We start from the raw sequence: 14,563 nt of genomic DNA on the forward strand, positions 1-14,563 counted from the left end.
CCACACAATCCACCCCCACCCGACCCTGTCGGAAACCGTCAACTTCGCGGCCGAAATGTTCGAGGGAACAATCACAGACCTCATCCCCCCGAAGAAAAAGAAGTAAACAAAACAATACCCCCGGGCCGGAAAATGGCCCGGGGGAAGACCGGGACCACGACCCCCGCCCAAGCCATGGCCCCAAGGCCAAACCAGGAGACCACCATGCAGCACCGCAGCACGCCCCCCCGTGTCGGGTTTTTCGTGACATGCATCGTCGATGCGATGCGCCCCAATATCGGCTTTGCCAGTCTCAAGCTGCTAGAGGCCGCCGGCTGCGACGTAGAGGTGCCGCAGGCGCAGACCTGCTGCGGCCAGCCCGCGTTCAACAGCGGCGATGACGCCACCACCCGCGATCTGGCCCGGCAGGTGATCGAGGTGTTCGAGGGCTATGATTACGTGGTCGCGCCGTCGGGGTCGTGCGCCAGCATGATCCGCAGCCATTACGGCGAACTGTTCGCGGATGATCCGGCCTGGGCCGAGCGTCAGCGCGCCCTGTCGGCCAAGACCTGGGAGATCCTCAGCTTTCTGCGCGACGTGATGGATTATCACCCGCAGGGGGCAAGCTATGACGGCGTCGCCACCTATCATGACAGCTGTTCGGGGCTGCGCGATCTGGGGGTGCATGATCAGCCGCGCGCGCTGTTGGGCGATGTCGCGGGGCTGCGGATGGTGCCGTTGCAGGGCAATGACGAATGCTGTGGCTTTGGCGGCACGTTCTGCGTGAAATACCCGTCGGTGTCGAATGCGATCGTCGAGGACAAGGCCGCCAAGATCGAGGCCACCGGCGCCGACACCTTGCTGGGTGGCGACATGGGTTGCCTGATGAACATGGCCGGCAAGCTCAGCCGGCGCGGGTCTGACGTCAAGGTCTATCACACTGTCGAGGTTCTGGCCGGGATGGCTGATGGCCCGGCGATCTGCAAGCCGGAGAAGATGCGATGAAACAGACCTCAGAGCATTTCAAGGCGCATGTAACGGCGGCGTTGGCCGACCCGACGCTAAAGATCGCGCTGAACCGCACCACGACTTTGTTGCGCGAACGCCGGGCGCAGGTGATTGCCGATTTCGGCGAATACGCGGCGGCGCGCGAGGCGGCGCAAAAGATCAAGGATCACACGCTGGACAACCTCGCCCATTACCTGGCGATGTTCGAGGCCAATGCCGTGGCCTCGGGCGCGCAGGTGCATTGGGCGCGCACCCCCAAAGAGGCCACCGATATCGTCACCGCCATCTGCAAGGCCGAGGGCGCGCGCAGCGCGACGCGGGTCAAGTCGATGCTGGGCGAGGAGATCGGTATCGGAGAGGCGCTGGCCGCCGCCGGGGTCGAACGGATCGAGACCGATCTGGCTGAACACATCATCCAGCTGGCCGGCGATCCGCCCAGCCACATCGTGATGCCGGCGATGCACAAGACCCATGAACAGGTGGCCGAGCTGTTTCGCGAGAAACACGCGCAGCCCTCGAACAGCGACGAGATCGCGGCGCTGGTCGAAAGCGCGCGGCGCGAGCTCAGGCCCAAGTTTCTGAATGCGGATATCGGCATTTCGGGGGCGAATTTCCTGATCGCCGATACCGGGTCAATCGTCACCGTCACCAACGAAGGCAACGCCGAGCTGACCACAACCCCGCCCAAGACGCATATCGTCACCGTGGGCATCGAAAAGATCGTGCCCAGCATGGCCCATGCCACGGTGTTTTTGCGGCTGCTGTCGCGCGCGGCGATCGGGGCCGAGATCACGCAATACACCACCTTTTATAACGGCCCTAAACGGGCGGGTGATGCCGATGGCCCCGAGACCATGCATATCGTGCTGGTCGACAATCACCGCACGGAAATGCTGGGTCAGTTTCTGCGGCCGATGCTGCGCTGCATTCGCTGCGGGGCCTGCATGAACCACTGCCCGGTCTATGCGGCGGTGGGCGGGCATGCCTATGGCGCGGTCTATCCGGGGCCGATGGGGTCGGTCCTGACGCCGGCGATGTCCGATCTCAAAAGCACCAAGGATCTGCCCAATGCCTGCACGCTGAACGGGCGCTGCAACGAGGTCTGCCCGGTCAACATTCCGCTGCCCGACATGCTGCGCAGCCTGCGGGCGCGCCAGCATCAGGCGGGGCTGACGTCCGGCATGACGCGGGGCGGGCTGGCGGTTTGGGGCTGGCTGGCGCGGCGGCCGGGGCTTTATCGCCGCGCGACCGGGCTGGCGATGTTCGCGATGCGGGTCTGGTCGATGAACCGTGGCCGCATCCGGCGTTTTCCGATGGCCGGAAACTGGACCCGCCACCGCGACCTGCCGCAGCCCGAGCTGGGCACCTTCATGCAGCAATACAACCGCAGGAGCCGCAAATGAGCACCGCCCGCGACGCTATTTTCCAGGCCATTTCCACCGCCAACGGCGCGCCTCGCGATGCGGATACCATCGCCGCCGAGGCCATGGCCTTGATCGCCACGCCCGACGTGCTGCGCCCCGGTTTCACGGGGCAGGACAATCTTGACCGGTTCATCGAAAAGGCCACGTCCGAGCGCGTGACCGCGACGGTGTCGCACGCCGCGACATTGGCCGAGGTGCCGGGGCAGGTGGCCGATTATCTGACCCGGGTGGGGCTGGGGGCGCAGATCGCCTTGCAACCACGCGCGGCCTTGCGCGATCTCGATTGGGGTTCGGTGTCGGTGCATCACACGGTCGACGCGAATGAGCCTGTCGCCGTGTCGATCGCCGATCTGGCCGTGGCCGAAACCGGATCGGTGGTGTTTTTGTCCGGGCCGGATGCGCCGGTTCTGCTGACCTTTTTACCGCTGCATCACGTCGTCGTGGTGGGGCAGGGTCAGATCCGCCGGCATCTGGAAGACGTGTTCGAATTCGTGGGTGCCGGGCAGGCCAGCCAGCCCCGCAACCTGAACATCGTCACCGGCACCAGCGGCACTGCCGATATCGAGGCCAAGAACATTCGCGGCGCGCATGGGCCGCGGTTCATGCATATCATCTGCGTGGCCGACCTTTAGGCGCGGGCCGAGGTTACCACGCGCGGTGTCACGTTCTGGGCGTCGCGCAGGGCCAGATACCACGGGTCCATCTCCAGCGCCTGGGCGACCAGGGCCTCGACGGTTTCGCGGGGCTCGGGGCTGTCGACGGCGATGGTGACGCGGGTTTGCAACGGCGCGGCGGCACCGCATCCCAGTCCGAACAGGGCCAGGTCGTCGAAATCGGTTTCGACTGTGACCTCGACGCTGTCAAAGACGTGACCGGTGCGCGCGGCCAGCATCTTGACCGCGATCGCGACGCAGCCAGCAATCGCGGTGCGGGCGTAGAAGCCGGGCGAAGGCCCGGCCGCGTCGCCGCCCATGCCCCGGCCCAGATCGGTGGTGGCGGTGAATTTGCCCTGTTGCACGTGGCAGGTCAGGCCCTCGGTCACGCGGCCGACGGTGGTGATGGTGCTGTTGGCATCCGCCGGGGTGGATTGCATCCGGGCGATGGCCTTGATCTGGGCGGCCTGAATGGCGCGGTCGCGATCCGAGGTCTGGGGGGCGAGGGTATCCATCGGGTGTCCTTTCCTATGCGGCGTGACGGTGGCGGCTGGCCACCAAGTGATCGGCCAGCGCCTGTGCATCGCGTCCGACCCCGTCGATCAGGGCCGAGTTGCGGTGCCGCAGGAACGGCAGGCCAAGAACATAAAGCCCGGGCGCGACATGGCCGTTGTCATGGGCCAGCCGCCCCTTGCGATCAAAGACCGGCATATGCAGCCACGAGAAATCGGGGCGGAAACCAGTGGCCCAGATGATGCTGCGGATGCGGCCCTCACTTAGCGGCAGGCCAAGGCGGGGCAGGGTGGCGTGGCGCGTCGGCGCAAAGCGTTCGGGCGCGGGCAGGCCGGTCATGTCGGCGGCATCGGCCCAGTCGTCGATCTCGGCCAGCAGGCGGTTCATCTTGAGGTCGGACAGGGCGCAGTGATTGGCCAGCGCGCCGGAAAACACCGCCTTGCCATCGCGGATCGTGGCCAGGCGGCCGGTGATCTCGACGCCCGCGTCCTGCAGGGCGTTCAGATCCACAAAGCGTTGCGCCGCCGATCCGATCAGTTGCAGCGAGGGCAGGTTGCGGGCGCGGGTGATGTCATCGACCTGGGCGGTGGTCATGTCCAGGATACCGGCGCGATCCATCCACCACTGGATGTCACGGCCCCGGTAATGGCGCGGCATGCGGATGTGCTGCCCGGCGGCAAGGGTGACCTCGTGCCCGGCGGCGCGGATCTCGGAGGCCAGTTGCACGCCCGTGGCCGAGGCACCGACGACCAGCACCCCGCCCTTGGGCAGCTGCCCCGGCGCGCGGTATTTCTGTGGCGTCAGTTGCACGATGTCGTCAGGCACACCGGCGGCGCAGTCAGGCACATGGGCGATGTTGCAGGCACCGGTGGCCAGCACCAGGTTGCGGCAGGTCCATTCGCCCTTGTCCGTCTGCACGCGGTAGCCGACAGCGTCAGCGGTGACCGATTGCACGCAGGTCCATTCCTGCACCGGCACGCGGCTGAGCCCGGCGTAATCCTCAAAGTAACGTATGGTTTGCGGCATGGTCATGAACCCGTCGGGGTCGGGGCCGCGATAGGCAAAGCCGGGCAGGCGGCTTTGCCAGTTGGGGGTTAGCAGGCGCAGGCCCTCCCAGCGCTCGGTGCGCCAGGAATGGGCGACCTGGCCCCGCTCGATGACGACATGCGGCACCGAGCGGTCCGAAAGGCAGCGGCTCATGGCCAGGCCGGCCTGGCCGGCGCCGATGATGATTGTGTCAATCGAAGGCATTGGGCTGCTCCTTTCGGGGGCTGGTGGGTCAGGCGACCGAAACGGTCACGTTGGTGGGGTTGGTCAGCATGTCGAACACGGCCGAACGTTTCTGCGACTGGGCAACCAGGGCGCGGATGTCGTCCTCGCTGGCATCGGCGTCGACCTCAAAGCTGACGCGGATGGCCGAGAACCCGTTGCGGATATCGGCGTCCATCCCAAGGATGCCGCGCACATCGACATCGCCTTCGACCACGGCGCGGGCCGAACGCAGCTGGATGCCGCGATGCTGGGCGACGGCGGCCAGACCGCCGGTCAGACAGCTGGCCAGCGCGGCCAGAACGATCTCGGGCGGGGTGGGGGCGGTGTCGGCGGCGTGGAACACCTCGGGGTGGTCAGCGGCGATGGTAAAGGTCTCTTTGCGGGTATGTTCCTGGCCGAGGCCGAAATAGCCGTTCAGAGTGTTGCGGTTTTGGGTGCCGGTGACCCAGTCGCAGGTGCTGCGAAAGGTGAACTGCGCGGCCTCGGGCATCTGCTCGAAGGCGGTGCGGGCGCCAATCAGGGATTCGGTGTCGACACCGTTGTCGACGGCGGCGGTGATGGTGGTATCAGAGTAGGTCATGGTCTTTGTCCTTTGTTGGGTTTGACAGGTGTCAGGCGGTTTCGGGCGCCCGTGCGGTGATCAGCCACGAAGAGCTGTCCATCCACAGGCCCTCGGGGTTGGTTTCGACCCCGGCAAAGAGATCCGCGAGTGCGGCCTCGATCTGGGGGCGGCGTTCTTCGGCAAGGGGTCCGGCCTCGCGGAAGGTTTCTCCAGCCGGGCCAAGGGCCAGCTGAAAGGCGATGGCGTCTGCGACGGTGCGGCCCACCAGGACCTTGGCGTCGATCCGCCGAAAGGCGATGTCGGTGAACCCGGCCGCGGTCATCTTGGCGCGGGTGGCGGCCTCGTCGGCCATCGAGAACGGGCCGGGGCCGCAGGTGCGGGCGTCTTCGCCCGGGGCGGGCAGGAATTGCAGCACGGTTTCGCGCGCGGCGGCCAGCCACGGATTGTCTTCGCGGTTGCGCCAGACGATATGGGCCATCTGGCCACCGGGTCTCAGCGCCCGGCACATCGCGCGCAGCCCGGCGACCGGGTTGACGAAGAACATCGTGCCAAAGCGCGAGAACACGAAATCATAGGCATGTTCGCCCAGGTCGCGTTCGGCGTCGCCATTGGCAAAGCGCACATTCGGGTTGAACATCCGTTCGGGGCAGCGCCAAGCCAGATCAAGGAAGGCCTGGCAGCAGTCGACGCCCAGGACGGTGCCTTCGGGGCCGGTGCGTTGGGCCAGCGCATAGGCGGTGTCACCAAAGCCACAGCCCACATCCAGCACGTCATCGCCGGGGGCGACGGGCAGTTGGGGCATGACCATCTGGCTGTGCAGCGACAGGCCGTCGACCATGATGTGGCGAAAGCGGATGACCTTGGGGGCCAGGATGTCGTTCCAGAATTCGACGATCGGCGATTGATCGGCGGTTAGCGGGTTGGGGGTCTGGATGGTCATTGTCGTAACTCCTTTGGGGCCGATTGCCCGGTGTTAAGGAAAGTTACGTCCGCTAAGCCCTGCTTGCTTGAGCAGGTGCTGAGTTTTGCTTGTCGGAAATATGAGTTTTTGCTTAGGCTTTGTGGGTGAAATATATTTTCGACTCTTTCGTGCTTGATCTGGACCGGGGCGAGCTGCGCGATGGCGCCGCCGCCGTGGCCGTCGAGCCGCGCGCATTCGGCACGCTGTGCTATCTTGTGTCGAACGGTGAACGGCTGGTGTCCAAGGACGAGTTGGTCGAAAAGATCTGGGATGGCCGCGCGGTGACGGATGCGGCGATCTCGACCGTGATCAAGGGTGTGCGCCGGGCGTTGGGCGACGACGGGCGCGCGCAGAAATACATTCGCACGCTGCATGGGCGGGGGTTCCGCTTTGTGGGCGCGGCTCAGGCCCGGGCCGAACCCGCCGTGGTTCAGGCCCCGGCCCCCGCGCAGGACAGCCCGGCGGACACTCTGGGCGCGCAGCCCACGATTGCCGTTCTGCCGTTTCGTTTGATCGGATCGGCGGGCGCCTATGGCGCGATCTCGGAAGCCGTTCCCAGCGAGCTGATCTCGTCGCTGTCGCGGCTGCGTTGGCTAAGGGTGATCGCGCGCGGGTCGACCTTTCGGTTTCGCGACCACGCGCCCGATATCGACACGATCCGCGACACGCTTGGGGCCAGTTACTGCCTGGCCGGCGATATCGAGCTGTTCGGCCCGCGCCTGGCGATCTCGGTCGAGCTGTCGGATACCCGCACGGGCAACGTGGTCTGGGGTGAACGGCTGACTGGCAAGATCGACGATGTGCACATGATGCGCGACGAATTCGCCAATCTGGTGGTGTCGGCGATGGAGCTGCACATTCCGTTGCACGAATCCGAACAGGCGCGGCTGCGCCCGCCAGAGGCGCTGGATGCCTGGTCGGCCTATCACCTGGGCCTGCAGCACATGTATCGGTTCAATCGCGCCGACAATGCCTATGCTGCCAGCTATTTCAAACGCGCAACCGAGCTGGACCCGAACTTTGCCCGCGCCCATGCGGCGCGATCGTTCACCAGCTTTCAGTCGGCGTTTCTGCGTTATGGGTCCGATCGCGCCGCCCATATTTCCGACGCCCGCCGTTATGCCGAGAAAAGCATCGAGCTGGACCCGATGGACCCGTTCGGGAATTTCAACTTTGGCCGCGCGCATTGGCTGGTGGGCGATACCGATGCCGGGCAGGCCTGGCTCGAGCGCGCCATGAGGCTCAGCCCCAGTTTCGCCCAGGGCTATTACGCCCACGCCTTTGCCGATGTCATGGCCGGGCAGGGGCATTCCGCGCTGGACCATGTTGACAAGGCGCTGTCGCTTAGCCCGCTTGACCCGTTCCTGTATGCGATGCAGTCGGCCAAGGGGTTGGCGAACCTGCATACCGGTGACTTGGCCCAGGCCGCGCATTGGGCCGATCAGGGCGCCCGTAAGCCGGGGGCGCATCACCTGATCGCCGCGATCGCGGCGGCGGCGAACCAGATGGCCGGGAGGGAGGATGTGGCGCGCTATTGGGTCGAGCAAACCCTCGCGCGCAGGCCAGATACCTCGATCAAGCAGTTCTTTACCGCCTTTCCGTTTCAGGACGCGACTGTCCGGCAATCGCTGTACGACGCGCTGCGGGCGCTGGGCTTTCAGGAAAGCTAGGCCCGGCCCGGCGCGGGTGGCATTGTCGAGACCGTTTTTCGGCTATATGAAAGGGCGCAATCTGGCGGGTGGCGGCATCAGGCCGTGTCATTTGCCAAGACCCCAGACACCTGCGGCCCGGCCGCATCTGCCGAATTACAGGAGGCCCCGATGCCCTATTATCGCTCTCGCACGTCCACGCATGGCCGCAACATGGCCGGCGCGCGCGGGTTGTGGCGTGCCACCGGCATGACCGACAGCGACTTTGGCAAGCCGATCATCGCGGTGGTGAACTCTTTCACCCAGTTCGTTCCGGGCCACGTGCACCTGCACGATCTGGGCCAGATGGTCGCGCGCGAGATCGAGGCCGCGGGCGGTATCGCCAAGGAATTCAACACCATCGCCGTGGATGACGGCATCGCCATGGGCCATGACGGCATGCTGTATTCGCTGCCCTCGCGCGAATTGATCGCGGATTCGGTCGAATACATGGTCAACGCCCATTGCGCCGACGCGATGGTCTGTATCTCGAACTGCGACAAGATCACCCCCGGCATGATGATGGCCGCGATGCGCCTGAACATCCCGGTGATCTTTGTGTCGGGCGGCCCGATGGAGGCCGGCAAGGTCACGATCGACGATCTGGAGAAAGCGCTGGATCTGGTCGATGCCATGGTCGTGGCGGCCGATGACAGCTATAGCGACGAAGAGGTCGACGCGATCGAAAAGGCGGCCTGTCCGACCTGCGGGTCGTGCTCGGGCATGTTCACCGCCAACTCGATGAACTGTCTGGCCGAGGCCCTGGGCCTGGCGCTGCCGGGCAATGGCTCGATGCTGGCCACGCATGCCGACCGCAAGGAGCTGTTCCTGCAGGCCGGGCGCACCATCGTCGACATCACCAAGCGCCATTACGAGGGCGAGGAAATGGGCCTGCTGCCGCGCGAGATCGCGACGTTTGAGGCGTTCGAGAACGCCATGTCGCTGGACATCGCCATGGGCGGGTCGACCAACACCGTGCTGCACCTGCTGGCCATCGCCCATGAGGGCGAGGTTGATTTCACCATGGCCGATATGGACCGCCTGTCGCGCAAGGTGCCCTGCCTGTCCAAGGTCGCACCGGCGAAATCCGACGTTCACATGGAGGACGTGCACCGCGCCGGTGGCATCATGGCCATCCTGGGCGAGCTCTATCGCGGCGGGCTGCTGCATGGCGACGTGCGCACCGTGCATTCCGACACCATGGCCGAGGCCGTGGCCAAGTGGGACATCATCACCGCCAATGACGCGTCGGTCGATCAGTTCTATCGCGCCGCGCCGGGTGGTGTGCGCACCACGCAGGCGTTCTCGACCCAGAACCGGTACAAGGAGCTGGACCGCGACCGTAAGGGTGGCGTGATCCGCAACGTCGAGAACGCGTTTTCGAAAGACGGCGGTCTGGCGGTTCTGTTCGGCAATATCGCCGAGGACGGCTGTATCGTGAAAACCGCGGGCGTGGATGAATCGATCCTCACCTTCTCGGGTCCGGCGCGCATCTTTGAAAGCCAGGACGACGCCGTGTCGGGCATTCTGACTGGCAAGGTGCAGGCGGGCGAGGTTGTGCTGATCCGCTATGAGGGGCCGCGCGGCGGGCCGGGCATGCAAGAGATGCTGTATCCGACCTCGTATCTGAAATCGAAGGGGCTGGGCGCGCAATGTGCGCTGCTGACCGACGGGCGGTTCTCGGGGGGCACCTCGGGCCTGTCGATCGGGCATGTCTCGCCCGAGGCGGCCGAAGGCGGCACGATCGGTCTGGCCGAAACCGGCGATATCATCGAGATCGACATCCCCAACCGCCGTATTCATCTGGCGGTGGACGACACCGAACTGGCCAAGCGCCGTGCGGTACGCGACGAAAAGGGCTGGCATCCCGAGGAGCCGCGCAAGCGCAAGGTGTCGACCGCGCTGAAAGCCTATGCCGCGATGACCAGCAGTGCCGCCAAGGGTGCCGTACGTATCCTGTAAGGGCCTGTAAAGGCAAAAATATCCCCGCGCAGCCTTGGGCCGCGCGGGGTTTCTTTTGGGCTGGCCTCAGGCCAGGTCGAACCGGTCGGCGTTCATGACCTTGGTCCAGGCGGCAACAAAGTCGCGCACGAATTTCTCGGCGTTGTCGTCCTGGGCATAGACCTCGGCATAGGCGCGCAGGATCGAGTTCGAGCCGAACACCAGATCGGCACGGGTGGCCGTCCATTTCACCGCGCCCGACTTGCGATCCTGGATTTCATAGGTGCCGTCGGCGACGGGCACCCATTTGTAGGACATGTCGGTCAGGTTGACGAAAAAGTCGGTGGTCAGCGCGCCCGGGCGGTCGGTAAAGACGCCGTGGCCCGTGCCGCCGTGGTTGGTGCCCATCACCCGCATGCCGCCGATCAGGCATGTCATCTCGGGCGCGCTCAGCCCCATCAGCTGGGCGCGATCCAGCATCATTTCCTCGGGCGTGACGACATAGTCTTTCTTGGACCAGTTGCGGAACCCGTCGGCCAGCGGTTCAAGCACATCAAAGCTGGCGGCGTCGGTCATGTCGTCGGTCGCGTCACCGCGGCCCGGCGCAAAGGGCACCACCACGCTGAACCCGGCCGCCTTGATGGCCTGTTCCACGCCGACATTGCCCGCCAGCACGATCACGTCCGCGACCGAGGCGCCGGTTTCCGCCGCGATCGGCTCCAGCACCGACAGGACGCGGGCCAGGCGTTCGGGTTCGTTGCCAGCCCAGTCTTTCTGCGGGGCCAGGCGGATGCGCGCGCCATTGGCGCCGCCGCGCATGTCCGAGCCGCGATAGGTGCGGGCGCTGTCCCATGCGGTGGCGACCATGTCGGCCAGCGACAGGCCGCTGGCGGCGATCTTGGCCTTCACCGCAGCGACATCGTAGCCGGTGTTGCCCGCCGGGATCGGATCTTGCCAGATCAGGTCTTCGGCGGGGGCGTCGGGGCCGACATAGCGGGTGCGAGGGCCCAGGTCGCGGTGGGTCAGCTTGAACCAGGCGCGGGCAAAGCAATCGTCGAAATAGGCCGGGTCGGCCATGAAACGCTCGCAGATCGCACGATAGGTGGGGTCGACCTTCATGGCCATGTCGGCATCGGTCATCATCGGCATGACGGGGGTGGTCAGGTCGGTGGGGTCGACGGGCATGTCCTCGGGCTTGATATCGACCGGGCGCCACTGGTTGGCCCCGGCGGGCGATTTCGTCAGTTCCCAGTCATGACCAAACAGCATGTCGAAATAGCCCATGTCCCACTTGGTGGGGTTCTTGGTCCAGGCGCCCTCGATGCCCGAGGTCACAGCGTTGTGGGCCTTGCCGCCCAGGTTGGGGTTCACCCAGCCAAAGCCCTGGTTCTCGATTGCAGAGGCTTCGGGCTCGGCGCCCAGCGTCGCGGCATCGCCATTACCATGCCCCTTGCCGACGGTGTGGCCACCACAGGTCAGCGCGGCGGTTTCCTCGTCATCCATGGCCATGCGGGCAAAGGTCTCGCGTATCTGCGCGCCGGTTTTCAGCGGATCGGGGTTGCCGTTCACGCCCTCGGGGTTCACGTAGATCAGGCCCATCTGCACGGCGGCCAGCGGGTTTTCCATCGTGTCGGGCTTGGCCACATCGTCATAGCGCGTGTCCGACGGCGCCAGCCATTCCTTTTCGGCGCCCCAATAGGTGTCGATCTCGGGGTGCCAGATATCTTGGCGGCCAAAGGAAAAGCCGAATGTTTTCAGGCCCATATCCTCATAGGCCAAGGTGCCTGCCAGCAGGATCAGGTCGGCCCAGCTCAGGCGGTTGCCGTATTTCTTTTTGACCGGCCACAGCAGGCGCCGCGCCTTATCGAGGTTGCCGTTGTCGGGCCAGCTGTTGATCGGGGCAAAGCGGATGTTGCCCGCGCCGCCGCCGCCACGGCCATCGGCCAGGCGATACGACCCGGCCGAGTGCCAGGCCAGGCGGATCATCAGCCCGCCATAATGGCCCCAGTCAGCGGGCCACCAGTCCTGGCTGTCGGTCAGCAGCGCCTTTACATCGGCCTTAACGGCCTCGAAATCCAGTTTCTGAACCTCGGCGCGATAGTCGAAACCGGCGCCCATCGGGTTGGTCTTGGTGTCGTGCTGGTGCAGGATGTCGAGGTTCAGCGCGCTGGGCCACCAATCCATCACCGAGGTATTCTGCGCGGTCATCCCGCCGTGCATCACCGGACATTTGCCGGCGCGATCCATGTCATTTCCGTCCATTTGTCTCTCCGCTCACTGTTGGGTGCCCGCGCGTGGGCTGTGTTTATGAGGTGATGGTAGAGGCTGCGCGTCATTAATCAAAATTGCATTTTCTAAATCATGTGATAGGAAATTCTTATGAGTAGGATTTCCATGAAACATCTGCGGTATTTCGATGCGTTGGCGCGTCACGGGCATTTCGGCCGGGCGGCGGAAAGCTGTGCAATTTCGCAACCGGCGCTGTCGGTGCAGATTCGCGAACTTGAGGATCTGATCGGCGCGCCCCTGGTCGAACGGGGCGCGCGCCAGACCCATCTGACCCATCTGGGCAGTCAGTTCGCCACCCGCGCCCGCGCCATTCTGGGCGCTGTCGATGAGCTGGAAGACCTGGCGCGGGCCACGCAGGCACAGCTGGCCGGGCGGTTGCGGATCGGGGTGATCCCGACCATCGCGCCCTATGTATTGCCGGGGCTGATCAAGGAGCTGACCCGGCGCTATCCGGGCCTTGATCTGCGCCCGCGCGAGGCGGTGACGCAAAAGCTGATCGAGGATCTGATCGAGGCCCGTCTGGACACGGCGATCGTGGCCCTGCCCATATCCGAACCATCGCTGCACGAGGTGCCATTGTTCGATGAGGAATTCGTGCTGGTGCGCCCGCTGGCGGATGCCGATCAGCCGGTTCCCGATGCCGCCATGTTGCAGGAAATGAAGCTGTTGCTGCTGGAAGAGGGGCATTGCTTTCGCGATCAGGCCCTTTCGTTTTGCAAGATGTCACCCTCGGTCGCGCGTGAGATGATGGAGGGCAGCTCTCTGTCGACGCTGGTGCAGATGGTCGGCGCGGGCATCGGGGTGACGCTGATCCCCGAAATGGCGGCCCCGATCGAAACGCGCTCGGCCCAGGTGTCGCTGGCGCGGATGCGCGCCCCGCGCCCCACGCGCACCATCGGCATGGTCTGGCGCAAGACCAACCCGCTGGCCGGGCAATTCACCCAGATCGCGGATATTCTGCGCGATATGGGTGGGGCTGGTTGATCAGGCGCGCGCCGCGCTGTTTTCAACGGGGTCAGTTATGGCGCGCGCAGCCTGACCCGCACTATTGCGTGTAATCTCGGATTATTGTTATCCTCTGAGGTGTGGGTAAAGGTTTTAGGATTTTGCCCGAAACCTCCACTCGCAGACGGGCCAAACGTCTCTAAAGAAAATTTCAACGTCAAAAAATGGACGAGATATGAATTTGATCAGAAACGGCGTTATGGCTGCTGCCCTGATGCTTGTCAGTGGGTGCTGGCAGGAAGATCCCGAGGCGCGCATTGTTAGGATCCTGGCCGAGAATAGTCCTAGACTTTCGGAGGGTGACATCATTCTTGAAGGATGCGAGTTGAGAGTGTCGTCAACGGGATTGAGTTCCTTGGGCATGCATAGCGGACACACCCTGCGTGCTGATTTGGCGCTGTTCACCTTGAAACGCTATAAATACAGGGCGGTAAAACCGGATCAGATCGTTCTGATATTCGAAAGAAAGCCGTTCAATGACCGGCTGGTTGACCAAGCGGTCCGTATATCAGAGCAGCTTCCTGATACTTTTGAAAGCAGCGAGTCCCGCCTGACCATGCAACAAGGTCAAACGGTTGTGCAGGAAAATCGCATGGCCGTCGAAGCCGGAGAAGGAATTGATCGCGCGCGTATCGAGGATGTGCTGAGAATGGAGAATGGAAACTTTTCCTTCCGCCTCACATCCGTTGCAGTTGATGGCGAGGAGATGAAGCCGCACAAGGATGCGCCCGGCTTCTTTGACTTTGCAAGACGGGTAGGGACGCTTTCGGCACCGCAGACGGTGGTGATCTCGTTGCTTTTCACCGCAGATGGCGTGCAGAGAGAGAACCTGTTGGCAGGGACAGTCACGGTTCCAAGGGAATTGCAGTTCAAAACTGGGTCAGAAGAACAGGCCAAAGAGTTAGCGAATGCTCTCTATAAATACAGCGCCCGTGCTTGCGACTAACGGCGGACAACACCGGCGCCCCGTTTTCATCGGGCTGTATGGAGCGGGAGGGATTGCTGGATCGGGCTTTTCCCGTTGACAGCCAAGCGATGCATTCGGATAGTGCCCTCACGTCAGGGGGGCCCCGCCTAGGGGGCTGAGAGGCTGACAGGGGGCAACCCCGGTGACGCGACCCTTTGAACCTGACCCAGTTGACACTGGCGTAGGAAGACCGAAGGGCAAATCCGTAATCCTTGTGACAAGGGGCGGTCCTTTCGGGCCGCTAGGGCCCATTCGCGCATTGCGTTCGGGCCTGTCGTGGCCCCTTTCTGCCGAACGTTTG

Annotated in this window: 12 protein-coding genes and 1 riboswitch; of the genes, 7 read left to right on the plus strand and 5 right to left on the minus strand. The window is 64.2% G+C overall.

Going from position 1 to position 14,563, the window contains the following annotated elements; translation table 11 throughout:
- The first annotated feature begins 204 nt into the window (after positions 1–204).
- From OE856_RS00010 to OE856_RS00020, 3 genes are read left to right on the plus strand one after another with little or no spacing between them, the layout of a single operon-like run.
- Positions 205–984: a (Fe-S)-binding protein gene (locus OE856_RS00010; RefSeq protein ID WP_263713991.1), complete on the plus strand. Its 780-nt coding sequence runs from the start codon at positions 205–207 to the stop codon at positions 982–984.
- Positions 981–2,390, plus strand: coding sequence for a lactate utilization protein B (locus OE856_RS00015; RefSeq protein WP_263713992.1), 1,410 nt, complete (start codon positions 981–983; stop codon positions 2,388–2,390). The genes OE856_RS00010 and OE856_RS00015 overlap by 4 nt, the downstream gene beginning before the upstream one ends.
- A complete protein-coding gene (locus OE856_RS00020) occupies positions 2,387–3,043 on the plus strand; it encodes a LutC/YkgG family protein (protein WP_263713993.1) in 657 nt (218 codons plus the stop codon). The genes OE856_RS00015 and OE856_RS00020 overlap by 4 nt, the downstream gene beginning before the upstream one ends.
- On the opposite strand, the gene OE856_RS00025 is transcribed toward OE856_RS00020, so the two are convergent.
- The 4 genes from OE856_RS00025 to OE856_RS00040 are packed head-to-tail and all read right to left on the minus strand — an operon-like array spanning position 3,040 to position 6,351.
- The gene (locus OE856_RS00025; RefSeq protein ID WP_263713994.1) at positions 3,040–3,579 is read right to left on the minus strand and encodes an OsmC family protein; all 540 of its coding nucleotides are present in this window, start codon (positions 3,577–3,579) and stop codon (positions 3,040–3,042) included. The two genes, OE856_RS00020 and OE856_RS00025, sit on opposite strands and share 4 nt — an antisense overlap.
- A gap of 13 nt (positions 3,580–3,592) precedes the next feature.
- Positions 3,593–4,828 (minus strand): NAD(P)-binding domain-containing protein, encoded by a 1,236-nt coding sequence (locus tag OE856_RS00030; RefSeq protein WP_263713995.1) that lies wholly within the window; start codon positions 4,826–4,828, stop codon positions 3,593–3,595.
- Between the two features lie 28 nt (positions 4,829–4,856).
- A complete protein-coding gene (locus OE856_RS00035; RefSeq protein WP_263713996.1) occupies positions 4,857–5,429 on the minus strand; it encodes an OsmC family protein in 573 nt (190 codons plus the stop codon).
- A 31-nt stretch (positions 5,430–5,460) separates the two neighbouring features.
- A complete protein-coding gene (locus OE856_RS00040) occupies positions 5,461–6,351 on the minus strand; it encodes a class I SAM-dependent methyltransferase (protein ID WP_263713997.1) in 891 nt (296 codons plus the stop codon).
- A gap of 125 nt (positions 6,352–6,476) precedes the next feature.
- Here OE856_RS00040 and OE856_RS00045 point away from each other — a divergent pair, with 125 nt between their 5' ends.
- A complete protein-coding gene (locus OE856_RS00045; RefSeq protein ID WP_263713998.1) occupies positions 6,477–8,042 on the plus strand; it encodes a winged helix-turn-helix domain-containing tetratricopeptide repeat protein in 1,566 nt (521 codons plus the stop codon).
- A 150-nt stretch (positions 8,043–8,192) separates the two neighbouring features.
- Entirely contained in the window at positions 8,193–10,022 is a 1,830-nt protein-coding gene (ilvD, locus tag OE856_RS00050) for a dihydroxy-acid dehydratase (RefSeq protein ID WP_263713999.1), read from the plus strand.
- A 66-nt stretch (positions 10,023–10,088) separates the two neighbouring features.
- Here the strand turns inward: ilvD and katG are convergent, their stop codons facing one another.
- Positions 10,089–12,263: a catalase/peroxidase HPI gene (gene katG / locus OE856_RS00055; RefSeq protein WP_263714000.1), complete on the minus strand. Its 2,175-nt coding sequence runs from the start codon at positions 12,261–12,263 to the stop codon at positions 10,089–10,091.
- 117 nt (positions 12,264–12,380) lie between these two features.
- Between katG and OE856_RS00060 the strand changes: the two genes are divergently transcribed.
- Positions 12,381–13,274: a hydrogen peroxide-inducible genes activator gene (locus OE856_RS00060; protein WP_263714001.1), complete on the plus strand. Its 894-nt coding sequence runs from the start codon at positions 12,381–12,383 to the stop codon at positions 13,272–13,274.
- Positions 13,275–13,494: 220 nt separating this feature from the next.
- A complete protein-coding gene (locus tag OE856_RS00065; RefSeq protein ID WP_263714002.1) occupies positions 13,495–14,241 on the plus strand; it encodes a hypothetical protein in 747 nt (248 codons plus the stop codon).
- Between the two features lie 105 nt (positions 14,242–14,346).
- Positions 14,347–14,467: riboswitch (TPP riboswitch) on the plus strand.
- Positions 14,468–14,563: the final 96 nt, after the last annotated feature.

This window comes from Actibacterium sp. XHP0104 (genome assembly GCF_025751515.1).
Classification (GTDB): Bacteria; Pseudomonadota; Alphaproteobacteria; order Rhodobacterales; family Rhodobacteraceae; genus Actibacterium_D.

What these genes read in the sequence shown, in the direction of transcription:
- OE856_RS00010 (WP_263713991.1), top strand. Translation starts at nt 205, where the DNA reads ATGCAGCACCGCAGCACGCCCCCCCGTGTCGGGTTTTTCGTGACATGC.
- OE856_RS00015 (WP_263713992.1), top strand. Translation starts at nt 981, where the DNA reads ATGAAACAGACCTCAGAGCATTTCAAGGCGCATGTAACGGCGGCGTTG.
- OE856_RS00020 (WP_263713993.1), top strand. Translation starts at nt 2,387, where the DNA reads ATGAGCACCGCCCGCGACGCTATTTTCCAGGCCATTTCCACCGCCAAC.
- OE856_RS00025 (WP_263713994.1), bottom strand. Translation starts at nt 3,579, where the DNA reads ATGGATACCCTCGCCCCCCAGACCTCGGATCGCGACCGCGCCATTCAG.
- OE856_RS00030 (WP_263713995.1), bottom strand. Translation starts at nt 4,828, where the DNA reads ATGCCTTCGATTGACACAATCATCATCGGCGCCGGCCAGGCCGGCCTG.
- OE856_RS00035 (WP_263713996.1), bottom strand. Translation starts at nt 5,429, where the DNA reads ATGACCTACTCTGATACCACCATCACCGCCGCCGTCGACAACGGTGTC.
- OE856_RS00040 (WP_263713997.1), bottom strand. Translation starts at nt 6,351, where the DNA reads ATGACCATCCAGACCCCCAACCCGCTAACCGCCGATCAATCGCCGATC.
- ilvD (WP_263713999.1), top strand. Translation starts at nt 8,193, where the DNA reads ATGCCCTATTATCGCTCTCGCACGTCCACGCATGGCCGCAACATGGCC.
- katG (WP_263714000.1), bottom strand. Translation starts at nt 12,263, where the DNA reads ATGGACGGAAATGACATGGATCGCGCCGGCAAATGTCCGGTGATGCAC.
- OE856_RS00060 (WP_263714001.1), top strand. Translation starts at nt 12,381, where the DNA reads ATGAGTAGGATTTCCATGAAACATCTGCGGTATTTCGATGCGTTGGCG.
- OE856_RS00065 (WP_263714002.1), top strand. Translation starts at nt 13,495, where the DNA reads ATGGCTGCTGCCCTGATGCTTGTCAGTGGGTGCTGGCAGGAAGATCCC.